Here is a 20,818-nt window from a genome sequence, read left to right as displayed (position 1 = left end):
CAGACGGACTGGTTGACGGCTGTGACACACTGCGGAGGTGCAGGAGACCCCGACCGTCACGGCAGCGGAGGTCGCCCGGCTCGCCGGGGTCGGTCGCGCCGCGGTCAGCAACTGGCGTAAGCGTCACGCCGACTTCCCCGCCCCGGTGGGCGGCACCTCGGCCAGTCCGGAGTTCGACCTGACACACGTCGAACAATGGCTCCGCGCCCAGGGCAAACTGCCCGAGCTGACCACCGCCGAACGCCTGTGGCGGCACCTCGCCGCGGCCAGCGAATCCCCAGCCGCCGGCCTCGCCGCCGTCGGTGCCCTGCTCCTGGCCCGACAACGCGGCCGACGTCCCCGCCGGCCAGCCGATCCGCAGCTCACACCGCTGCTGCCCGACGTCGACGCGCTCGTCGACGAACTCGGGCCGCAGGGCGCCTTCGACGAACTGTGGCAACGCTTCTCCGCACCCGGCCCCGGCCGGGCGTTCGCCACCCCCGACGAGGTCGCCGATCTCATGGTCGGCCTCGCCGGTGTGGGCGGCGACTCCGTCCTCGACCCCGCCGCCGGCTCCGGCGCGATGCTGCGCGCCGCCGTCCGCGCCGGCAGTGCCTCCGCCCACGGGCAGGAACTCGACGAGGGTCTCGCCCGGCTCGCCGGGCTGTGGCTCGCCCTCCGCGACGTGCCGGGGGAGGTCAGCACCGGCGACTCCCTGCGCGCCGACGCGTTCACCGGCCGCACCTTCGACGCCGTCGTCTGCCACCCACCGTTCGGGATCACCAACTGGGGGGAGGAGGAACTCGGCCACGACCCCCGTTGGATCGTCGGCGTCACCCCCCGTACCGAACCGGAGCTGGCCTGGGTCCAGCACGCCCTGGCCCACCTGCGGACCGGCGGGCACGCCGTACTGCTGATGCCGCCCACCGTGGCCAGCCGCCGCGCCGGCCGGCGGATCCGCGCCGAACTGCTGCGCCGGGGCGCCCTGCGTGCCGTCTTCGCGCTCCCGTCCGGGGCGGCCGCGCCGCACGCCGTACCGCTGCACCTCTGGGTGTTGCGGCGGCCCGCATCCGACGCGCCGCCACCGGCGCGGGCGCTGCTGGTCGACGCCGCCGGTGGTGATCTGGCCGAGACCGGCCCGCGGATCCTCGCGGCCTGGCGGCAGTTCACCGCCACCGCCGACGCCGAGGTCGACGAGGCCGGCTTCGCCCGCGCGGTCCCGGTGGTCGACCTGCTCGACGAGGAGGTCGACCTCACCCCCGCCCGCCGGCAGCCCACCGACACGGGCGGGGACACCGGAGAACACCTGGTCCGCACCCGGGAACGGCTGGCCGCCGTCGTCGCCGACCTGCCCGCGCTCATGCCACAGGTCGCGCCCGTCGCCGACGGGCAGGACGGGCAGTTCCTGACGGTGGGGGAGTTGGTCCGGGCCGGCACCCTGCGCCTGCTCGGCCCGATCCGCGCCGCGTCCCCCGAGGGTGGCGAGCCGTCAGCGGGCGGACCACCCGTGCTGACCGTGGAGGACGTGCTGAACGGCAGGGCCCCCTCCGGTCGGGACGACGGTCGGCTCGGACCGGAGATCAGGCTCGCGGCGGGGGACGTGGTGGTGCCGATGATCGCCCGGCAGTTGACTGCCGGCGTGGTGACGACCGGGGAGGCGCTGCTGGGGCGGAACCTCTACCTGCTGCGGCCCAACCCCACCGTGCTGGACCCGTGGTTCCTCGCCGGGCAGCTTCGGACGTCGGCGAACGAGAGACAGGCGTCGAGCCTGTCCGGGACGTCGCGCTTCGACATCCGGCGGGCGCAGGTCCGCCGACTCCCCCTCGACGAGCAGCGGGCATACGGCGACGCGTTCCAGCGGCTCGACGCCTTCGAGTCGGCGATCCGACAGGCCGCGTCGCTCGGTGCGGAGCTGGCCCGACTGACCGCGGACGGGCTGGCGCGAGGCGCACTGTCCCCTGTGGAGCCCGGTGCGGCGACGACCGGACCGTTGCGACGCCAGAAGGATCGGCGAAAGTCCCCAAAGGACCACTAGCTCCCAGATCAGTCCATGTTGTACGGTCGTGCGTCCGCCGGGCGTGGGGCCGGGAGCGCGGACCGACGACCCGGACGGGTGTCATCGTGAGGGGGCGGGATGACGCTGGGCACCATCGGTGGCTTCGAGTTGGTCAGGCCGATCGGCTCGGGCGGCATGGGCGAGGTGTTCTTCGCCGTGTCCCCGACAGCGGACCGGGTCGCGCTCAAGGTGATCAGGCGGCACCTCATCGAGGCACCGACCGTCCGGGAACGCTTCGCCGCCGAGGTCGACAACCTCAAACTGGTCTTCGGTTCCCGGGTGGCACGCCTGGAGGACGCCGACCCGTACGCCGACCCGGCCTGGCTGGCCGTGGAGTACGTGCCCGGTGCGACGCTGCGGCAGCACGTGGACGCCCGTGGCCCGCTCCCGTTGCCGCTGGCCGCCATGGCCGGGGCGATGCTGGCCGACGGCCTGACCAAGGTGCACCAGGTCGGCCTGCTGCACCGTGACCTGAAGCCGCAGAACATCATCCTCGGGCCGGACGGCCCGAAGCTCATCGACTTCGGGCTGGCCGTCCTCATCGACCGTAACGACTTCCTGACCCAGCCCGGCGCGTTGGTCGGCACACCGGCCTACATGTCACCGGAGCAGGTACGCGGCGAGCGGGACCTGACCCCCGCCGCCGACATCTACGGCCTGGCCGCGACGCTGGTGTTCGCCCTCACCGGTCACGGCCTCTATCCGCCGACGAACTCCTGGAACCTGCTGCTGCGGATCACCGAGCCGACCGACCTGCCCGACCTCTCCGGGGTGCCCGCCGAGCTGGTGCAGGTGCTCGGCGCGATGCTGGCCCACGACCCCGGGGCCCGACCGGGCCTCGACGACGTCCGCAGCCGGCTGTTGGCGGTCGCCACGGCGAGCAGCGGCGTGGGTGTCCCCGAGCTGCGGCAGCAGGTCGCCGACCTCACCTACGACGTGGACGCCGAGCTGCACGTCCCGCCCGACCTCGAGGACCCGAAGCAGGATCCGGAGGGCGACCCGACGGCCGGGCGGGACACCGGTCCGGAGCCGGAATCCACGGCCAGCCCGGACGCCCCCGAGCGGCCCGCCGCCTCCCGACCCGACGTGACCTGGCTGGTCGACAAGATCCGCAGGCAGTACGCCCGCCGCTCCACCCTGTAGGAAGGCCCACCGATGACCACCCCCACCCCGGCCACCACCTTTCCCCCGGGTTCCCGCATCGTCGTCCGGGACGAGGAGTGGCTGGTCCGCAGCGTGAAGACCGGCACCCCGGACGGCACCATGGTGAAAGCGGTCGGGGTCTCGGAGTTCGTCCAGGACGTCGAGGCGACCTTCTTCACCGCGCTGGAAACGATCCAGGCGATGCGTCCCGAGGAGACGGTGCTGGTCCGGGACACGTCCTCCCGGTTCCGGCAGAGCCGGCTCTTCCTGGAGGCCGTGCTCCGGCGCACCCCGCTGCCCCGCACCGAACGCGGCCTGGCCCTGGCCGACCGGTTCCTGCTCGACCCGCTGACCTACCAGCAACGCCCGGTCGAGCTGGCGCTGTCCGGCCTGCGCCCGCGCATCCTCCTCGCCGACGTGGTCGGCCTGGGCAAGACCCTGGAGATCGGGCTGATCCTCGCCGAGCTGATCCGCCGGGGCCGGGGCGACCGCATCCTGGTGGTCTCCCCGCAGCAGGTGCTGGAGCAGTTCCAGCGGGAACTGTGGACCCGGTTCGCGATCCCGCTGGTGCGGCTCGACTCCACCGGCATCCAGCGCATCCAGCAGGAGATCCCCGCCGGGCGGAACCCGTTCACCTACTTCAGGCGGGCCATCATCTCCGTCGACACGCTCAAGGACGCCGGCCAGTTCGGCCACCACCTCGACGCCACCGGCTGGGACGTCGTCGTCATCGACGAGTCCCACAACCTGATCAACAAGGGCACCCAGCGCAACGAGCTGGCCCGCCGGCTCGCCGCGAAGACCGACGCGCTGCTGCTGGCCAGCGCCACCCCGCACAACGGCGACAAGGAGTCCTTCGCCCAGCTCATCTCCCTGCTCGACCCGGCGGCCATCGCCAACGAGAAGGAGTACGAGGCCAAGGACATCGCCCACCTCTACCTGCGCCGGACGAAGATCAGCCCCGAGGTGCGCGACCAGATCGGCGACCGGTGGGCGGACCGGGGCCCGTCCCAGGCGGTGTACTGCCCGGCCAGCCCGATCGAAGAACAGATCTTCGACGAGCTGACCGACGTGTGGCTGGCCGGCAAGTGGAGCGACGAGGCGGTCACCGGCCAGCACCGGCTCTTCCCGTACACGCTGCTGAAGTCCTTTCTCTCCTCGCACCGGGCGCTGCGCGAGACGGTGACCAACCGGCAGAAGAAGGCCACCGGCACCGAACGGGCGGCACTGGACCGGCTCGCGGAGTTGACCGCCGCGATGACCGACCGCGACTCCGGCAAACTCCGCGCCCTGGTCGAGGAGCTGAAGACCATCGGCGTCGGCCGGGGCAGCGACACCCGGGCGGTGGTCTTCTCCGAACGGCCACCGACCATCAAGTGGCTCGCCGAGGTGGTGCCCGGCCTGCTCGGCCTCAAACCGACCGCTGTCCGGGTGCTGCACGGCGGTGTCGCCGACTCCGACGAGCAGAAGATCTTCCAGGAGTTCGAGCTGGCCGGCAGTGCGGTGCGACTGCTCTTCACCAGCGACGTCGCCTCCGAGGGGGTCAACCTGCACCAGCAGTGCCACCACCTGATCCACTACGACATCCCGTGGAGCCTGATCCGCATCGAGCAGCGCAACGGCCGTATCGACCGCTACGGCCAGCGGCACCAGCCCCAGTTCCGCGCGCTGCTCCTCACCTCCACCCGCGAGGACGCCAAGGACGACCGTACGGTCTCCGAGAAGCTGCTGAAGCGGGAGGAGACCGCCCACCGCAGCCTCGGCAGCGTCGGAGCCGCCACCGGCCTCTACGACTACAAGGCCGAGGAGGACCGGCTGGTCCGCGACCTGTTCAACAACAGGTCGGTGGACGAGTCCTACGAGGCGGTGTACGCCGAGATCGACGTGATGGCCGACCTGTTCGGCGACGTCGGCACCGCCCCGGTGGCGACGGACGTCCCCCGCGCCCGGGTGCCGAAACTCTTCGACTCCACCGAGGACTTCGTCGACGCCGCGCTGGCCGAGATCTACGCGGACCGCCCCGAGGACCACATCGACCTGCGCCGCGAGGAGGAGCTGCTCACCTTCCTCGCCCCGGACGACCTGGTGCACCGGCTCACCGACCTGCCCCGCTCCTACCTGCGCGCCCACCGCGAGGGCGAGGACCTGCGACTCAAGGTCACCTTCGACCGCGCGCTGGCCCAGCGCAAGCTCGACCAGGCCCGGCAGAGCAGGACCCCGATGTGGCCGGAGATCGCCTTCCTCAGCGACGTGCACCCGATGGTCGACTGGCTGGTCGACAAGGTGCTCATCCGGCTCGGCCGCCAGCAGGCCCCGGTGCTGGTCGCCGACGTGACCGCGCCGACCTTCCTGGTCCAGGGCGCCTACGCCAACCGCCTCGGCCAGCCGACCGTGGTCCAGTGGATGGCCGTCTCCGGCCTGCCGGCCACGCCCCACATCCAGCCCATGGACGACCTGCTCCGCGCCGCGAACGTCGGCCCGTCGATGGTCAACCGCGCCGAGCACATCGACCTCGAACCGCTCACCCGGCTCCTGCCGCAGGCCGTCGAGGTCGCCCGGGACCACCTGCGGGACAAGCGCGACGAGTGGGCCGAGGCCAACGCCGAACCACTGCGCAGGTACCGCCAGCAACTGACGCACTTCGAGCAGGCCAGCCTCCTCGACGACCTGCCCGCCCCGCACCGCGAGAAGCGCCGCCAACGGGTCCGCGCCACCGTCGCCGAACAACACGACCTGCTCGACCGCCTGGAAACCGCCGGTGAACCGCTGCTGCGCGTGCTCGCCGTGCTCGTACCGTCCCCGGAGACCGCCGCATGAGTTTCGAGTCGCTGACCAACCGAGGTGAATACCTCTCCGCGCACTACCTCGCCGAGATCCTGCCCACCACCCTCAAGGGCAGCGAACTGGTCAAGCGCTGGACCGCAGCGGAGAAGAACGGCGAGCAGACCCCGCGGACCGGCCTGCGCGGCCTGCGCCGGCCCTACTTCGACGCCAAGACCGAACTGGCCGACGACGAGTTCTTCGACCCGGAACGCCTCCAGAAGCTGCACCAGGACGTGCTGCGGGCGCTCGGCTTCGACCCGCAACCGCAGACCGTCACCGTCGAACGCGCCGGCCAGGAACACCAGGTCACCGTCGCCCACGCCGAACTGACCACCGCGCACGGCATCGTCGCGCTCGACTGCGGCTGGGCCGTCGACACGGAGGCCGCCCAGGACCCGGACGGGCCCGGCCGGCTGCTCGCCCCGGTCACCGTGAGTAGCACCGAGACCGTCACCGCCGGGGCGAAGCTCGCCTCCTGGCTCTTCGCCACCGAGAACCCACCCCGGTACGTCCTCGTCCTCAGCGGCGGCGTGGTCACCCTCGCCGACCGCAGCGCCTGGGGTGAAGGCCGCTACCTCGCGGTCAGCCTGGACACCCTGTACGCCCGCAACGACGACCGGGAGTATGACGTCGTCGCCGCCCTGTTCGGGGCCGACTCGCTGCGCCCGCCCGCCGAGGGCGGCACCGAACCCCTCGCCGACCTGGTCGCCGGCTCCCGCCAGCACGCCGTCGGCGTCTCCGGGGAACTCCGCGAGGGCCTGAAGGTTTCCGTCGAACTCATCGCCAACGAGGTCCTCGACCGCATCCGCCAGGCCGGCTACCAGCCCGAGGAGGTGATGGACCTCGACGAGCTGGCCAAGGAACTCGGCCGGGAGGCGCTGCGCTACCTCTACCGCATCCTCTTCCTGCTCTACGCCGAGGCCCGCCCCGAACTGGGCGTCCTCCCGGTCAACGATCCCGAGTACGTCGAGGGCTACAGCCTCGCCCGGATCGGCGACCTGGTGGCCCGCCGGCTCGCCCCGTCCGCCGAGGGTGGCTTCCACCTGTACGAGTCCCTCGACCTGCTGTTCTGCATGGTCAACGACGGCCACCGCCCGCGCGGCGGCACGACCGTCTCTGAGCAGGCCAGCGAGGGGGAGGGACTTCGCTTCGAACCGATGAAGTCCGACCTGTTCCTGCCGGAGCGGACCAGGCTCATCGGCCGCCTCATCCCCCGACCCGACGCCGACGATGACGACGCCCCCACGCCGACCATCGACACCCGGCTCCGCAACAAGGTCCTCTACCAGGTGCTCCGCCGGCTGATGCTCACCAAGGGCGGCCGGAGACGCCGGGGCGGCTTCATCTCGTACGCCCAGCTCGGCATCAACCAGCTCGGCGCGGTCTACGAGGGCCTGATGTCGTACACCGGCTTCGTCGCCACCGAGAAGCTCTACGAGGTCGCCAAGAACGGCGACCCGAAGGACGGCTCGTGGATGGTCCCGGCCGCCAAGCACGGCGAGTACGACGACAGCGTCTTCGTCTACAAGGAGAACGCCTACACCGGTCTACGCAGTCAAGTCAGCTACGACCCGGGGCAGTTCGTCTACCGGCTCGCCGGCCGCGACCGGCAGACCAGCGCCTCCTACTACACCCCGCAGTCGCTGACCGAGGTCACCGTCCAACTCGCCCTGAAGTACCGCCTCGACCAGGACGACACGGTCACGCCGGCCCGGGAGCTGCTGGACTGGACGATCTGCGAACCGGCACTCGGCTCCGGCGCGTTCCTCAACGAGGCGATCAACCAGGTCGCCGCCGAATACCTGCGCCGCCGGCAGAAGGAACTCGGCACCACCCTCGACCCGGAGGACTACCACCTCGAACTCCAGCGGGTGAAGGCGTACATCGCGCTGCACAACTGCTACGGCGTCGACCTGAACCGCACCGCCGTCGAACTGGCCGAGGTGTCGCTCTGGCTCAACGTCATGCACGCCGGCCTTCAGGCCCCCTGGTTCGGCCTGCACTTGAAGCGCGGCAACTCGCTCATCGGCTGCGGACGCAAGACGTACGACCCGAAGCAGCTCGCCGACAAGTCGTGGCTGACCACCGCCCCGCAGGAGAAACCGTTCCGGGACGGCACGATCGACGCGGGCACCATCCACCACTTCCTGCTCCCCGCCGACGGGTGGGGCGCGGTCGCGGGGGAGAAGGAGGCCCGCGAGCTGGCCCCGACCGAAACCGCGAAACTCAAAGCCTGGCGTACGGCGATGAAGCGCACCCCGTCCGCCAAGGGGAAGAACTCGCAGGTCATGCGGTTGCAGGCGCTGGCCGGGCGGGTCGAGTTCCTGTGGGGCCTGGTGCGGCAGCGGCTCGCCATCTCCGAGCAGGAGATACGCCGTGACATCCCGGTCTGGGGTGCCGACGACCTGCCGCCGGTCACGCAGGCGGTGGAGCGGGACAAGATCCTCGCCGACCTGACCGCGCCGGGCACGCCGTACTGGCGGCTCAAGACCTTGATGGACGTCTGGTGCGCGCTGTGGTTCTGGCCGCTGGACAAGGTCGGCCTCCTCGACGGCTCCGACCGCGCGTACCCGACCGCGCCCGTCCAGGTGTCACACGTCAAGGACGTGCCGGCGGACGACGAAGCGGCCACCTACGAGGTCGTCGACATGTTCGGCAACGTGCAGCCGCAGCAGATGAAACTGCCGACCAAGGCGACCGGCGGCACCCGCCAGATCACGGTGGCGGAACGACTCCGCCAGCAGGTGCCGCTGACCAACCTCGACGACTGGCTCACCTTCGCCGAAGCCCTTGTGGGCCGGAAGGACGCCGACGAGGACACCGAGCGGTTCTACGGCCGGAAGCTCACCAGCCTGGCCGAGATGAGCGAGTACGAGCAGCGCCTCGACGGCGTGATCGGCGTCGACGCCCCCTGGACCCTCGCCGACCGCTTCCCCTGGCTGCTCACCGCCGAACAGATCGCCGACCAGCAGGGCTTCTTCCACTGGGAACTCACCTTCGCCCAGGCATTCGGCAACGGCGGCTTCGACCTGCAGGTAGGCAACCCACCATGGGTGCGGCCCGATTGGGCCGAAGATATGGTGCTTGCGGAAGACGATCCGTGGTTTCGGCTGGTGGAGAGACCGGCGGCAGAAGAGTGGCGAGCGCGAAAAGCAGTGCAGTTGAAGATGGGCGGTCGATTCCGCCAATTTTTCCTAGCGGATCTAACGGTCAATGTCGGAGTGGTGCAAATCATCGGAGGTGCCGCTACGTACCCGCTTCTTGCGGGTACCAGGCCCGACCTGTACCGCGCATTCATGTGCCGAGTGTGGGGGAATATTGGGGCTTTTGGGATTGCTGGCCTTGTGCATCCAGACACTCATTTCGCTGGATCACGCGAGGGCAGGCTTCGGGCTGCCGCCTACAAGCGCCTCAGGTTCCATGCGCACTTTTCGAATCGTCTGCAACTGTTCGATGAGGTTGCGGGGACTCGACAATTTGGCGTTCATCTGTACGGCGCTGTCGGTCCCATAGAATTTACGCATGTTAGCTGGCTTTTCGCGCCGAGCTCGCTTTCCGCTTCTCTAGCCCACGACGGGGATGGCGAACCACCAGGTATCAAGCATAACGGGCGGTGGGATCTCCGCCCTCATCGTGCTCGCCTAGTGACGGTAAACCGCGACCGGTTGGAACGTTGGCGACGGTTGTTGGGCGGGCAGGAAGCGCTAGAGCAGACGAGGCTGCTTTTCCCGGTGACCTCCCTGGAGGACGGGGCAATGCTTGCGCTCAGCCAGGCGAGTCACCGCCTGCGTGATCTTCGTCCTGTGGCCAGTCTTGGCCTCGATGAAGGAAAGGCTAAAAAGGATGGCCTGATTGTTTGGGACACGGGACATCGCGTAGACTGGGATTCGGTAATTCTTCAGGGTACTCACATCGGTATCGCCACGCCATTGGCAAAGCAGCCAAATATTCCCTGTCGGTCGAATCGAGATTGGGGGTCATTCGACCTGCGTAAAACGGGAAGTAGCGTCGTGCCTCGTGCAAACTACCGGCGCTCCGTTGGCGTGTTTCAGTTTGAATCAGCGCAAGATATCTGGTTTGATAAGCCGTGCTCTCGGTTCTATCGGCTAGCTTGGCGTGAGATGATTCCTTTCGACACTGAGCGAAGTTTACATGCCGCTCTTATTCCCCCGGGGCCGACTCATGTTGACGCGGTCAACACGATGAGGCTTGCAGAGGATCTGGATACTGTCCTTGCTGCCGGATTTTGGGCCTCACTCCCGCTGGACTATCTGCTTCGCGTGTGGGGGAAAGGTCATCTAAGGATGACCGAGGCCCGTAACTTCCCTACTCCTCAAGCTGATCACCCTCTTGCCGCTGCCTTGGCAATCCGGGCCCTGCGCTTAAACTGTTTAACCGACGCGTATTCAAAGCTTTGGTCAGCAGTCTTCGACCCGATGTGGGCTTCTTCTGAGAAGTGGTCATTTGACCAGCGACTCGCTCGCCCGCTGGCTGATGTTGGGCCTTCATGGGAGTGGCGTTCTGCCCTACGTACCGAGCAGGAACGAAGAGCGGCGTTGGTGGAGATCGATGCCATAGTGGCGGTGTGGCTGGGCATTAGTTGCGATGAGCTGATTTCGATTTATCGGTCACGCTTTCCGATTTTGGCTGACTATGAAGCGGAGACCTGGTTTGATGGTGCGGGGCGAAAAGTTGCGGCGAATCACAATGCGTTCGGCGTAGGGCAGACGAAAGAAGACTACGTTCGGCTGTTGGAGTACATCGAGCATCCTGAAAGGAATGCCCTGCCAAGCGGCTATGTGGCGCCACTATACAAGGCGGACCGAGAGAGTGAATACCGGCAGGCGCACGCCGTATTTAGCAGGCGCCTATAGGATGCAATTGGCGCGGGCTGGCGACAGTTGTAGTTCATTCCTATTCATCTCAGGAAGTGCATAGGGGCCGTCTTGCCGCTAGAGCCAGGCTGGGCGGCACCCCGCCGTGCTGAAGCGTCTTGTGGGGATGTGTAGCGGTTCTGCATACATCCCAGACGTTTATGGCGATCAACGGCATGGTGAGGGCTGAGTGGGTTGATGGTCAAGGTACGTGGATGATCGCCAACGCCGACAAATGGCACGATGTCTACTGACGTCTACGTCTAGGTGGATGTGCCGTGTCGGCCGGCGCGATCTCGGGATCGTGCCCTAGCGATGAGTTGCGCAGCGGGGTGCGTACCCGGAGCTGCGCCCGCTGCACCCCGTCACCCACCGCCGGCACCGAACCCTGCAACCAGGTGACCGCAGCCCAGGTGACCGTTTCCACCGGGACCACCCCGACCGGGACCACCCCGACCGGGACCACCCCGACCGGGACCACCCCGACCGGGACCACCCCGACCGGGACCACTCACGACCGTAGGGGCCGCACCTGCCGGTCCGGCGGCAGCGGCGCGGCGGACACCTCATGCTTCTCGCCGTCCTGCTGCCACAGTAGGACCCCCGCCACCGGCACCAGCACCGGCCACCCAGAGGCCAGGACACCCCACCGCGACCGGGGCCAGCATCAGCGCGACCGACAGCAGCACCAACCCGTCGACCGCCATCAAGGCGACACTCAACCGTTTCGTCACACTGTGGAATCGTGCCCGTACCCGGCAACCCACGCGGGAGCGGGTCCGGGTGGGTGTACCGGACGCGATCCCGTCCTGCCGTACGGCTCAGGGGTGCGTCTTGGTCGCTCGGGTGAAGGCGGCCCAGGCGGTGGGGGAGAAGGTGAGGGCGGGGCCGGCCGGGTCCTTGCTGTCCCGTACGGCGACCAGGCCGGGCAGGTTGCTGGCGACCTCGACGCAGGCTCCGTTGTTGTCGCCGCTGTAGGCGCTCTTACGCCAACGGGCACCCGCCAGACGGTCAGCCATGGTGGACCTCCTCGATGATCTTGATGATCAGCCGTCTTGATTGTTCCTCATCCAGAGCGAGGGCTTCCAGACTTGCCCAGGCGTTTTCGTAGGCAGCAAACTCTTCTGGCCTGTCGAGGTAGAGGGCTCCTGTGAGGGACTCGCTGTAGATGATGGATGGGTCAGTCACGTTGCGGTTGCCGGGCGGAAAGTCGAGCATCATGAAGGTGCCTGTCAGTGCGCCGTACTGAGCGCCCGCAGCCAAGGGCAGGATGCGGACCGAGACGTTCGGCAGCTCGGTCGCGGCGAGGAGCCGACGTAGCTGATCGGCCATCACCGCTGGTCCGCCGATGGACCGGAGCAGGACTGACTCAAGCAGGATCGAGTCGTACCGGGGAGCCTTGGGCCTCACGCGGTGTAGAAGAGACTGTCGACGGCGGCGTACTTCGAGGACATCTTCCAACTCGTCGATGGGCATGTTGGGCCGGTTGGCGTACACGCCTCGGGTGTAGTCAGGGGTTTGGAACAGCCCGTTGATCAGGGACTCGTCGTAGCCGCGTAAGTGGGAGGCGGTCTGTTCGAGGCTGACGTACAGCTCGAACCAGTCGGGGACGGCGTTGCCGTAGGAGTGCCACCAGCCTTTGGCCTTGGTCTCGGCGGCGAGGTTGGTCAGGGCGTCGGAGAGTTCTCGGGTGGCCCCGTACAACTCGCACATGAAGCGGACGTCGAGGGGACGGACCGGGCCGAGGCCGGACTCGATGCGCCACATCTTCTGCCGGCTACAGTGCAGCGCTTCGGCTGCGCCGTCGAGGGTCATCTGGGCTTCGACGCGTAGCTCCTTGAGGGCCCGTCCGAGTTGGCGTCGGGGAACGGTCGACCCGGTGTCCTCGGTCATGGGCATCGGCTCCTCTCGTGTCAGTTTTTGTTACATCGCGACGGCAGTGGTGAAACGTGGAACTGTCGCTCGGAAAGGAGAGGGGAGCGACGGTGGCCGGTCGTTACGATCGCGCTTCTGACACTACTAAAGTCGGCCGATAATGGCTATTTCTGTGGGATTCCCATGAACTATTACAAAGTGGGCGGCAGAGTTGGTACAAAATGCGTCCACCGGGTGGGCTCGTGCGGCAAGGGTGGAAGCGGTTGACCCTGATTTGCTGTGGCCTGCGGCTACACGGGCATGTGGATGACCGGTAGGTGCCCGTCCGGGCCGTACCGGTGGCCCTCGCTGGTCAGGATCGATGCTCGGTGCTCCAGGGCGGCCATCACCGTGGCGGCCAGGTCGACGCGGCCGGTGAGCCCTCGCCAGTAGGACAGTTCCTGCCACGACTCGCCCCGGGTGGGCAGTCGTGCGCAGGAGTCGTGGCTGAGCAGCCGGTACAGGTGTTTTCGGTGCTTGGCGTCGGCGGCCAGCTCCAGGGCCTCAGGGCAGCAACGGCGGTGATGCCGAAACGCTGGCCATCGGTGATGACCTCACCGATGGGTTCGCCGACGTGGATCGAGTACGGGTAGGCCAGCAGCGCTGAGCGGTCCAGCACCAGCGTGACTGGGCGCTGCTCGTCCTCGGCGCTCACGCGGCCGACCGGCTGGCGTCGTCTGCCTCGTCCTGCATGTGCTGGCGCACCCGGTCGCGTGCGGCGTCGTAGCGCTCTTGGGGCCACTGGGCCTGCACCTGTAGACGGCGGGTGCGGGCCTCGGCCATACCCTGCTCGGTGAGCTGCACCCCGGCATCGGCCATGAGCGCGCGGAACTCGTCCATGCGCCTACGGTCGCGGACGGCCTGGGTGACGTATGCGGAGGCGTTGGGCTGCTGCTCCAGGGTTTCGGCCACATCCTCGGGCACGGAGACGGTCACTCGGCGCTTTGTCATACTGATCAGGCTGCTCCTGTCATACCGTGACGTACAGCAACGTCATGAACTCGGTGAGTGTCGGGTGGGGGTGCGGGCCGAGGTCGGCTGCGATGCGCTACATCCTCTGCCGGCTACAGTGAGTTCTTTTCATCGTGGGTTTCGGCTGGTCCGGGCGGTGTAGGACGAGGATGGCCTGGACGATCTTGGTGGCGCGTCGGGGGCAGCAGTGGAGTTTGGCCAGGATTTTCCAGCCCTTGAGGGTAGCGACGGCGCGTTCGCCGACGGCGCGGATCTTGGTGTGGTGACGGTTGACGGTCTTCTGCCGGCGGGACAGTCCAGGGCGCCTGGCGACCGTCCGGGGTGCCGGCTACTGGCACGTGGTTGGCACGAATCCGTATGGTGGCCGTCGATCACCCCCGTGAGTAGAGGGTGGAGGAAGGTGCTGAGGCAACATGTCTGAGCTGGCACTGCCGATACGTACCGAGCGACTGCTTCTTCGGCAGTACCGGCTGAATGATGTGGATGCCTTGCTTGCCTACTACGGGGACCCGCTCGTTGCGCGCTACGTTCCGTGGGAACCGTGGTCGCGTGAGCACGCGGCTGAGCAGGTGGCCAAGCGCATTCATGGCTTGGGTGTTACCGGGATGGACTCCGTGCTGGCGCTGGTGGTTGAGCACAAGGGCGAGGTCGTCGGCGATGTTGTTCTGTGGCCGGCCGACGAAACGCTGTCTCGAGGTGAGATGGGCTGGATCTTCCGTCCGTCCGTGTCGGGACGCGGGTTTGCCACAGAGGCAGTCCGAGCCCTTGTCGACGTGGCCTTCGAGCACTGCGGCATGCACCGAGTCATTGCTCGACTCGATGCACGGAACGAGGCATCGGCGCGACTGTGCCAACGTGTGGGCATGGTCAAGGAAGCACACCTGCGCCAGGACTACTGGATCAAAGGCGAGTGGGCTGACACTCTGATTTACGGACTGCTCGCGGAGCAATGGCACGGCTAGTACTCCAGCCGGGGATCGTGATCACGGTTCGGTGAGGGCTTGTCGGGCGTAGTGGCTGGTCATGGCTTGGGCTTGGTGACGGCGTCGGCGGATCGACCAGAGCAGTGGGTCCGCTCGGCGGCGGGTGGGTTCGATGATCAGGACGTGGAACAGGTGGCGTAGTTCGTTGACGGTCAGTGGGATCAGCCCGACTGGTTGATGGTGGTGGTTGGCGGTCGCGGCGGCGAGGAAGGCGTGGGCCAGGATCACCAGGGTGGTCCAGCGGTGCCAGGACCGCCAGCGGCGGTGTTGGTGCTGGTCCAGGCCGAGTCCGGTCTTCGCGGCCTGGAAGGCTTCTTCGATCTTCCAGCGGCGGCCGGCTACCGCGACCAGGCGGTTGAGTGGGACTGGTTGGGGTGACCAGCAGCGGTAGAAGGCCAGCTCACCGGTGCGGCGGTTACGGCGGATCAGGAGCCAGTGGTGTCCGCCGTGTGCGTCGGTGGCGTGGGGCAGGGCGGTGTAGGACCAGTCGTACCAGCGGTGACCTTTCGCGCCCCTGCCGGCGGAGATGCGCTGCCAGGCGATGGTAGGAAGACCGGTGGCCAGTGCGTCGACGCGGTAGACGCCGAGGCCGGTGGTGACCTGATGGGACCGGGCCACGGCCAGAACGTAGCCCAGGCGCAGCTGACGCAGCCGGGCGGCGAGGCGTGGATCGTTGCCGTAGGCCTCGTCGCCGGCCACCCAGCGACACGGCAACCCGGCGGTGACCGCGGCGGTGATCATCCGGGCTGCCAGCTGCGGCTTCGTGGCGAACCGCACCTGCTCGGGGACACCTGCCCGCGTCCGGCGTTCGGGGTCGTCGCACCAGGACTTCGGCAGGTAGAGGGCCGTGTCGACCATTGCGTGAGCGGTGTCGGTGGCATAGACCAGGTGCACCGCGAGCTGACAGTTCTCGATCTTCCCGGCCGTGCCTGAGTACTGCCGTTGGACACCGACGGTGTGCCGACCCTTCTTCAGGTTCCCCGTCTCGTCGATGACCAGCACCGCCTCGGGGTCACCGAGATGCTCGCCCACGAACGCGCGGACATCAGCGCGGACCGCGGCGTCGTCCCAACGCACCCGGGTCAGCAGGTCCTGCATCCCGTCCGGGCCACTGTCCCCGGCATGCTCGGCGATCGTCCAGCAGTTCTTGCGCGGTAACGGCGCGAGTAGGCCCCGGACGAAGTCACGCACCCGACGGCGAGGCTCGGGCCTGCGGAAACGTCCCCCGACCGTCAGCATCAGGCCGTCGAACAACACCCGCCACCGTTGGGCGTCTACCCTGTATCTCGCAGCCACCGCCGCGTCATGGTCAGTCCACACAACCGCCCATGATCGACGGTGGCTGCACTCGTTCACCCACCACACCAAGCCGCAGCTCAGCCAAGGTCAACATCCCCGGCTGGAGTACTAGTGCTGTGTCCACTAACGTTCACCGGGTTTCCGGTGAAGCGAGTTCTCTTCATCGTGGGTTTCGGCTGGTCCGGGCGGTGTAGGACGAGGATGGCCTGGACGATCTTGGTGGCGCGTCGGGGGCAGCAGCGGAGTTTGGCCAGGATTTTCCAGCCCTTCAGGGTAGCGACGGCGCGTTCGCCGACGGCACGGATCTTGGCGTGGTGACGGTTGACGGTCTTCTGCCGGCGGGACAGTCCAGGCCGGTACCTGCGGTGCTTGAACGGCGTGCGGATGCCGCCGCCGGCGCCTTGGTATGCCTTGTCAGCGAAGGTCATCACGTTGGCGCTGGCCAGGGCGTCGATCAGGCCGTGCGTGCGGGCGGCGGTCAGGTCATGCACGGCACCGGGCAGGGCGGGCGAGGCCCAGACGAGGCGCCCTTTGCAGTCCGCGATGATCTGCACGTTGACCCCGTGGCGTTTGTGCTTCCCGGAGTAGTACGGCTTCTGGTCGGCGACCCGGTCAATGGGGATGAGGGTGCCGTCGAGGATCGCGTACGCGAGCCGGGCGACACGCCGGACGGCTGCGTTCAGGTCCTCGGCGTGCTCGGCGAGCAGGTCGATGGCTTCCCGGACCGCCAGGCGGCCCGGCCTGCCCGGTAACCGGCTCACCGCCCGCCGTGATCTGTTCTCGTCCGGGCGGGTTCGCCCAATAAGCTCACGCCATGCCACTGCTGTCGTCGGAGATGTCCGAGTCCGTGTTGACTCTCACCTGGGCGGTCGAGGCTCCCGCCGAGGCCGTCTGGGAGCGCTTGACGACGCCGTCACTCCTCCCGCAGTGGCTCGGCGAGCTCGTCGAGGGCGAGGTCACCGGCGGGTCGCCGTTCGTCGTCGATCACGGTGGAGGCTACCGGTGCGCATCCACGGTGACGGCTTACGATCCCGGGCGCCTACTCGCCTACACGTGGGAGTTCCCGGACGAGCCTCGCACCGAGGTGTCCTGGACGTTGTCCCACGATGAGAGCGTCACGACGGTCCGACTGGCCCACGACGGCCTTGGAGACCTCGCCGCGTCGTATCGGGACGGCTGGACGACGCACCTGATGTTCCTTGAAGCGTCGGCGCTCGGAGATTCCCTGCCCACCGCGATGTTCTGGCAGATCCACGCCACGATCGCACGCCTCAACGCGCGGGGGGAGTGAACGGCAGCGTCCGACCCCCGACCATCCCCTCCGGGCGTGGAACTCGCGGGTGGCTCCGTACGGCTCGCACGTGTCGCTTTTTGTTACATCGCGCCGCCATCGGTGAAACGTTCACCTCTCGCCCCGGGAAAGCTCGGCCAGGCCGTCGTCCACGCAATGCTGATTGCGCGGTGGAACCTGCCGGGATAGTTCGGTAATCGCCATTGGGGTGCAATTTCCTCGCGTGTAATTTGCGCGCATCGATTGCAATCGCTATTTGGTTGTTTGCCGCGTGGGCGTGCCGCCGGGCGGTGCGGTGGACCCGGCGGGGCGGCAGGAGGGCAGTGGCCCGCTAGGGGGGGTGAACGCGGCCTCGGGGCGTATATGTCCGGGTTGTGGCCAGGCCGGAAGAGCGGTCGGTGGCCATCGTGGCGCAGGTGGGGTGCTCGGTCCGGCGGTTGTCGAGACGGACAAGATCCAATGAAGCTCGTCAATTGACCGGTGGTTGGGGCGTGGATATCCTGGCGCGGCAGATCATGATCTGCGTTCTCCACGGTCTCCCCCACCCCGCGTCAGCACGGAAGGGAACACCCATGAAGGATGTCGGCGTAGCCCGGCGACGGCGTTTGGTCGGTTCGGTCGCGACAGCCGGTATGGCCGCCCTGTTCCTCGCGGCGACCGCGTCGCCGGTGGCGGCGGCGGAAGGCCAGATCCTGGGCGCCGGCAACCCGGATGCCATCCCGAACAGCTACATCGTGGTGCTCAAGGAGAGCAAGGCGGCCGACACGCGGGCAGCTACGCGTGAGTTGGCGGCGAGGTTCGACGTGCGGGTGGAGCACACCTACTCGCACGCGGTGCAGGGGTTCGCCGGCACGATGAGCCCGGCCGCCGCGCGCCGGCTCGCGGCCCAGCCCGAGGTGGCGTACGTCGAGCAGAACGCCGAGGTGCGGACCACCGGGACCCAGCCGAGCCCGCCGTCGTGGGGGCTCGACCGGATCGACCAGCCGAACCTGCCGCTGAACAGCAGCTACACGTACCCGAACACGGCGGGCAACGTGCGGGCGTACGTGATCGACACGGGTATCCGGACCACGCACACTGACTTCGGTGGCCGGGCGGCCTGGGGCACCAACACCACCGGGGACGGCAACGACTCCGACTGCAACGGCCACGGTACGCACGTGGCGGGCACCATCGGCGGTGCGGCGTACGGTGTCGCGAAGGGAGTGTCACTGGTCGCGGTCAAGGTGCTCGGCTGCACGGGTTCGGGCAGCTGGGCGGGGGTGACCGCCGGGGTGGACTGGGTGACCGCCCACCACACCACCGGGGTGCCGGCGGTGGCGAACATGAGTCTCGGCGGCTCCGGTAGCAACGCCACGCTGGAGAACGCGGTCCGGAACTCGATCGCCGACGGTGTCGTCTACGCGCTCGCCTCGGGCAACAACAACAGCGACGCCTGCAACTTCACCCCGGCCCGGGTGCCCGAGGCGATCACGGTCAACGCCAGCACCAGCACCGACGCGCGCGCGTCGTTCTCCAACTGGGGTACCTGCACCGACATCTTCGCCCCCGGCGAGGGCATCACCTCGGCCTGGCACACCGGCGACACCGCGACCAACACGATCAGCGGCACCTCGATGGCCTCCCCGCACGTGGCCGGCGCTGCCGCGCTGGTGCTCGGCGCCAACCCGGGCCTGAGCCCGGACCAGGTCGCCGGCACCCTCTACGCCAACGCCACCCCGGACAAGATCACCAACCCGGGTACGGGCTCGCCGAACCGGCTGCTCCACGTCCCCTCCGGCACCGTCACTCCCGGTACGGCCACCCTCTACCGGCACTGGAACGGCCGCGACCACGTCAGCAGCACCAGCGTCTCGATCAGCGGCTACGTCAACGAGAATGCCATCGGGAAGCTGCACACCACCCCGGTCGCCGGCACGAACCCGATCTACCAGTGCATCGTCAGCGGCTGGGACCGCATGACCTCCGGTGCCTCCAACTGCGAGGGCCAGGCCAACGCCGGCATCATCGGCTACGTGTACGCGTCGCCGCCGGCAGAGCCGCACCGGGCGTTCTACCGGTGCCGGATGAGCAGCGGTGACCACTTCGACTCGCCCGCCAGCAACTGTGAGGGCCAGATCTACGAGCACCTGATCGGTTACCTGCTCCTCTGAGCCTGACCGGTTCCGTTCCGACTCGTCCGACGGGGTCGCGGTGCGCGAGCACCGCGGCCCCGTCCCGCGTAACGGTTGCAAGCCGCAGGCGACAGCGCGCCTCTCCGTCTGGATCGGAACGGCCGATCTGGTCGTCGACGTGTCGGCGTGGTTTTTGGACCATGCGAGTACTGGTGGGCGCGGGTGCCGGTCCGGATCTGCGTGGCGGTCGGTTCCTGCCGGCCTATCGCAGCCACCGCAGTGCGGCGTCGGCGGTGTCGTCGGGGGTGCTGTTGAAGGCGATGGCCGCGCCGGGAGCATGTTGCCGGACCAGGTTGATTACCTTCTCGAAGAGCTCAAGCAACGGCTCGTGCTTGCGGATGCCGCCCCCGATCACCACGCAGGCGTAGTCCTTTCGGGCCAGAGCCTCGATGATTGCTTTCTCGGGGTTGTCGTCGGGTGCCACCAAGCACAGGTCGGCCTCGATGCCGTGGTCCTCGAACCGAGCCTGACCACGTGCAATCGCCTTCACAACCGGCTCAGGATCCCAACCGGGGATCCTGACGGGATCGAGACCGACCACCAGGACTGCCCCGGTGCCATGCATCCTTCCACCTCCCAGGGAACGGTCTGGCCCACACCGCGACACGTGGGCACGAGTTGGCCGAACGCCGTCGTCATGCCGGAAGGGTGCGCCTTCACGATTCTGATGCTGCCACAGGTGGCATCAGACGTGCTCGATACCCGACTTCCAGTGCGGAAGGCTCAGTTCCCGAGCTGTTCGCGGAAGCGCTCCTCGTCGGCCCTCTTGCGGTTCCTGATGATCTCCGCCGCGTTGATCTGCGGATCGCTCCGGTCGAAGACTGCCTTCTTGCCGTCGGGGCTCACGAGCAGCGGTACCGTGGCGTCGACTGCGACCCCGAGGGTGTGGACGTCCTCCAGGACCTCCAGCTTGGTCTTCTGTCCGTCCGGTCCCGCGAACTGGACGATGTAGGCCCACCTCACGTTCGAGTTCCGGACGCTGTGGATCCGCGAGTCGATCACGCGGCCGGTAGCTTTGGCCCAATTGCGGTGAAAAAGGCGGAAAAACATGGGGCTCATTTCTGCAAGATTCGTCGACCGGAGGGCTTGCTGTCGGCGCTAATATGCCAGCCGTTGTCAAGGTCCCGAGGTGGCCCGGAGGTAAATGGCTCCTACCGGGAGCCGGAGGTGATCAATTGTCGCCGTACGGTGATTCGGCTCGACGGCACTCGCCGTGGAAGGTGAAGAGATCATGACCGAACGTCGAAGAATCCTGCGATCGGCCCTGTACGCAGTGGCGACAATGGCAGCCCGACCCACCCCGATCGCCG

At 67.9% G+C, this 20,818-nt stretch carries 13 protein-coding genes and 3 pseudogenes; 7 read left to right on the top strand and 9 right to left on the bottom strand.

What is annotated here, in order from left to right; all coding sequences use genetic code 11:
- Nucleotides 1-37 precede the first annotated feature (37 nt).
- From IGA62_RS00640 to IGA62_RS00625, 4 genes are all read left to right on the top strand, one after another.
- Complete coding sequence (locus tag IGA62_RS00640; RefSeq protein WP_145817174.1) at nt 38-2,014, top strand: N-6 DNA methylase; 1,977 nt, start codon at nt 38-40, stop codon at nt 2,012-2,014.
- Nucleotides 2,015-2,113: 99 nt separating this feature from the next.
- Nucleotides 2,114-3,178: a serine/threonine-protein kinase gene (locus IGA62_RS00635; protein ID WP_145817175.1), complete on the top strand. Its 1,065-nt coding sequence runs from the start codon at nt 2,114-2,116 to the stop codon at nt 3,176-3,178.
- Between the two features lie 12 nt (nt 3,179-3,190).
- Entirely contained in the window at nt 3,191-5,995 is a 2,805-nt protein-coding gene (locus IGA62_RS00630) for a helicase-related protein (protein WP_145817177.1), read from the top strand.
- Nucleotides 5,992-10,875, top strand: a complete 4,884-nt coding sequence (locus tag IGA62_RS00625; protein WP_145817178.1) for a DNA methyltransferase family protein — start codon at nt 5,992-5,994, stop codon at nt 10,873-10,875. Before IGA62_RS00630 ends, IGA62_RS00625 begins: the two co-directional genes overlap by 4 nt.
- An 821-nt stretch (nt 10,876-11,696) precedes the next feature.
- Here IGA62_RS00625 and IGA62_RS00620 read toward each other — a convergent pair.
- The 5 genes and pseudogenes from IGA62_RS00620 to IGA62_RS00600 form a co-directional block, all read right to left on the bottom strand.
- Nucleotides 11,697-11,894 (bottom strand): DUF397 domain-containing protein, encoded by a 198-nt coding sequence (locus IGA62_RS00620; RefSeq protein ID WP_145817180.1) that lies wholly within the window; start codon nt 11,892-11,894, stop codon nt 11,697-11,699.
- Complete coding sequence (locus IGA62_RS00615) at nt 11,887-12,768, bottom strand: helix-turn-helix domain-containing protein (protein ID WP_145817183.1); 882 nt, start codon at nt 12,766-12,768, stop codon at nt 11,887-11,889. Before IGA62_RS00615 ends, IGA62_RS00620 begins: the two co-directional genes overlap by 8 nt.
- Before the next feature lie 272 nt (nt 12,769-13,040).
- Nucleotides 13,041-13,444 (bottom strand): annotated as a pseudogene (locus IGA62_RS29835) (hypothetical protein).
- Nucleotides 13,441-13,740: a hypothetical protein gene (locus IGA62_RS00605; protein WP_145817184.1), complete on the bottom strand. Its 300-nt coding sequence runs from the start codon at nt 13,738-13,740 to the stop codon at nt 13,441-13,443. Before IGA62_RS00605 ends, IGA62_RS29835 begins: the two are co-directional and overlap by 4 nt.
- Before the next feature lie 97 nt (nt 13,741-13,837).
- A pseudogene (locus IGA62_RS00600) lies at nt 13,838-14,065 on the bottom strand (transposase family protein); the annotation flags it as partial.
- A gap of 109 nt (nt 14,066-14,174) precedes the next feature.
- Here IGA62_RS00600 and IGA62_RS00595 point away from each other — a divergent pair.
- Nucleotides 14,175-14,723, top strand: a complete 549-nt coding sequence (locus tag IGA62_RS00595) for a GNAT family N-acetyltransferase (RefSeq protein ID WP_145817186.1) — start codon at nt 14,175-14,177, stop codon at nt 14,721-14,723.
- A gap of 21 nt (nt 14,724-14,744) precedes the next feature.
- Here the strand turns inward: IGA62_RS00595 and IGA62_RS00590 are convergent, their stop codons facing one another.
- Both IGA62_RS00590 and IGA62_RS00585 read right to left on the bottom strand, forming a co-directional pair.
- A complete protein-coding gene (locus IGA62_RS00590; protein ID WP_186500239.1) occupies nt 14,745-15,983 on the bottom strand; it encodes an IS701 family transposase in 1,239 nt (412 codons plus the stop codon).
- Nucleotides 15,984-16,231: 248 nt separating this feature from the next.
- A pseudogene (locus IGA62_RS00585) lies at nt 16,232-16,768 on the bottom strand (transposase family protein); the annotation flags it as partial.
- Between the two features lie 89 nt (nt 16,769-16,857).
- Here IGA62_RS00585 and IGA62_RS00580 point away from each other — a divergent pair.
- Nucleotides 16,858-17,334, top strand: coding sequence for an SRPBCC family protein (locus IGA62_RS00580; protein WP_145817191.1), 477 nt, complete (start codon nt 16,858-16,860; stop codon nt 17,332-17,334).
- 632 nt (nt 17,335-17,966) lie between these two features.
- Nucleotides 17,967-19,487 carry a S8 family peptidase gene (locus IGA62_RS00575; protein WP_332838457.1) on the top strand — a complete coding sequence of 507 codons (1,521 nt, stop codon included), beginning with the start codon at nt 17,967-17,969 and terminating at the stop codon, nt 19,485-19,487.
- A 223-nt stretch (nt 19,488-19,710) separates the two neighbouring features.
- Here the strand turns inward: IGA62_RS00575 and IGA62_RS00565 are convergent, their stop codons facing one another.
- Nucleotides 19,711-20,073 (bottom strand): hypothetical protein, encoded by a 363-nt coding sequence (locus IGA62_RS00565; RefSeq protein WP_145817195.1) that lies wholly within the window; start codon nt 20,071-20,073, stop codon nt 19,711-19,713.
- Nucleotides 20,074-20,231: 158 nt separating this feature from the next.
- Nucleotides 20,232-20,510, bottom strand: a complete 279-nt coding sequence (locus IGA62_RS00560) for a hypothetical protein (RefSeq protein WP_145817197.1) — start codon at nt 20,508-20,510, stop codon at nt 20,232-20,234.
- Between the last annotated feature and the right edge of the window lie 308 nt (nt 20,511-20,818).

It is taken from the genome of Micromonospora sagamiensis (assembly GCF_014680085.1).
Lineage (GTDB): Bacteria > Actinomycetota > Actinomycetes > Mycobacteriales > Micromonosporaceae > Micromonospora > Micromonospora inyonensis.
This window is presented reverse-complemented; position numbering and strand designations above follow the sequence as displayed.

Bases quoted from the DNA above. Each gene is read 5' to 3' on its own strand.
- IGA62_RS00580 (WP_145817191.1), top strand. From the start codon at position 16,858: ATGCCACTGCTGTCGTCGGAGATGTCCGAGTCCGTGTTGACTCTCACC.
- IGA62_RS00595 (WP_145817186.1), top strand. From the start codon at position 14,175: ATGTCTGAGCTGGCACTGCCGATACGTACCGAGCGACTGCTTCTTCGG.
- IGA62_RS00575 (WP_332838457.1), top strand. From the start codon at position 17,967: ATGGCCGCCCTGTTCCTCGCGGCGACCGCGTCGCCGGTGGCGGCGGCG.
- IGA62_RS00625 (WP_145817178.1), top strand. From the start codon at position 5,992: ATGAGTTTCGAGTCGCTGACCAACCGAGGTGAATACCTCTCCGCGCAC.
- IGA62_RS00630 (WP_145817177.1), top strand. From the start codon at position 3,191: ATGACCACCCCCACCCCGGCCACCACCTTTCCCCCGGGTTCCCGCATC.
- IGA62_RS00615 (WP_145817183.1), bottom strand. From the start codon at position 12,768: ATGACCGAGGACACCGGGTCGACCGTTCCCCGACGCCAACTCGGACGG.
- IGA62_RS00590 (WP_186500239.1), bottom strand. From the start codon at position 15,983: ATGCTGACGGTCGGGGGACGTTTCCGCAGGCCCGAGCCTCGCCGTCGG.
- IGA62_RS00565 (WP_145817195.1), bottom strand. From the start codon at position 20,073: ATGCATGGCACCGGGGCAGTCCTGGTGGTCGGTCTCGATCCCGTCAGG.
- IGA62_RS00605 (WP_145817184.1), bottom strand. From the start codon at position 13,740: ATGACAAAGCGCCGAGTGACCGTCTCCGTGCCCGAGGATGTGGCCGAA.
- IGA62_RS00620 (WP_145817180.1), bottom strand. From the start codon at position 11,894: ATGGCTGACCGTCTGGCGGGTGCCCGTTGGCGTAAGAGCGCCTACAGC.
- IGA62_RS00635 (WP_145817175.1), top strand. From the start codon at position 2,114: ATGACGCTGGGCACCATCGGTGGCTTCGAGTTGGTCAGGCCGATCGGC.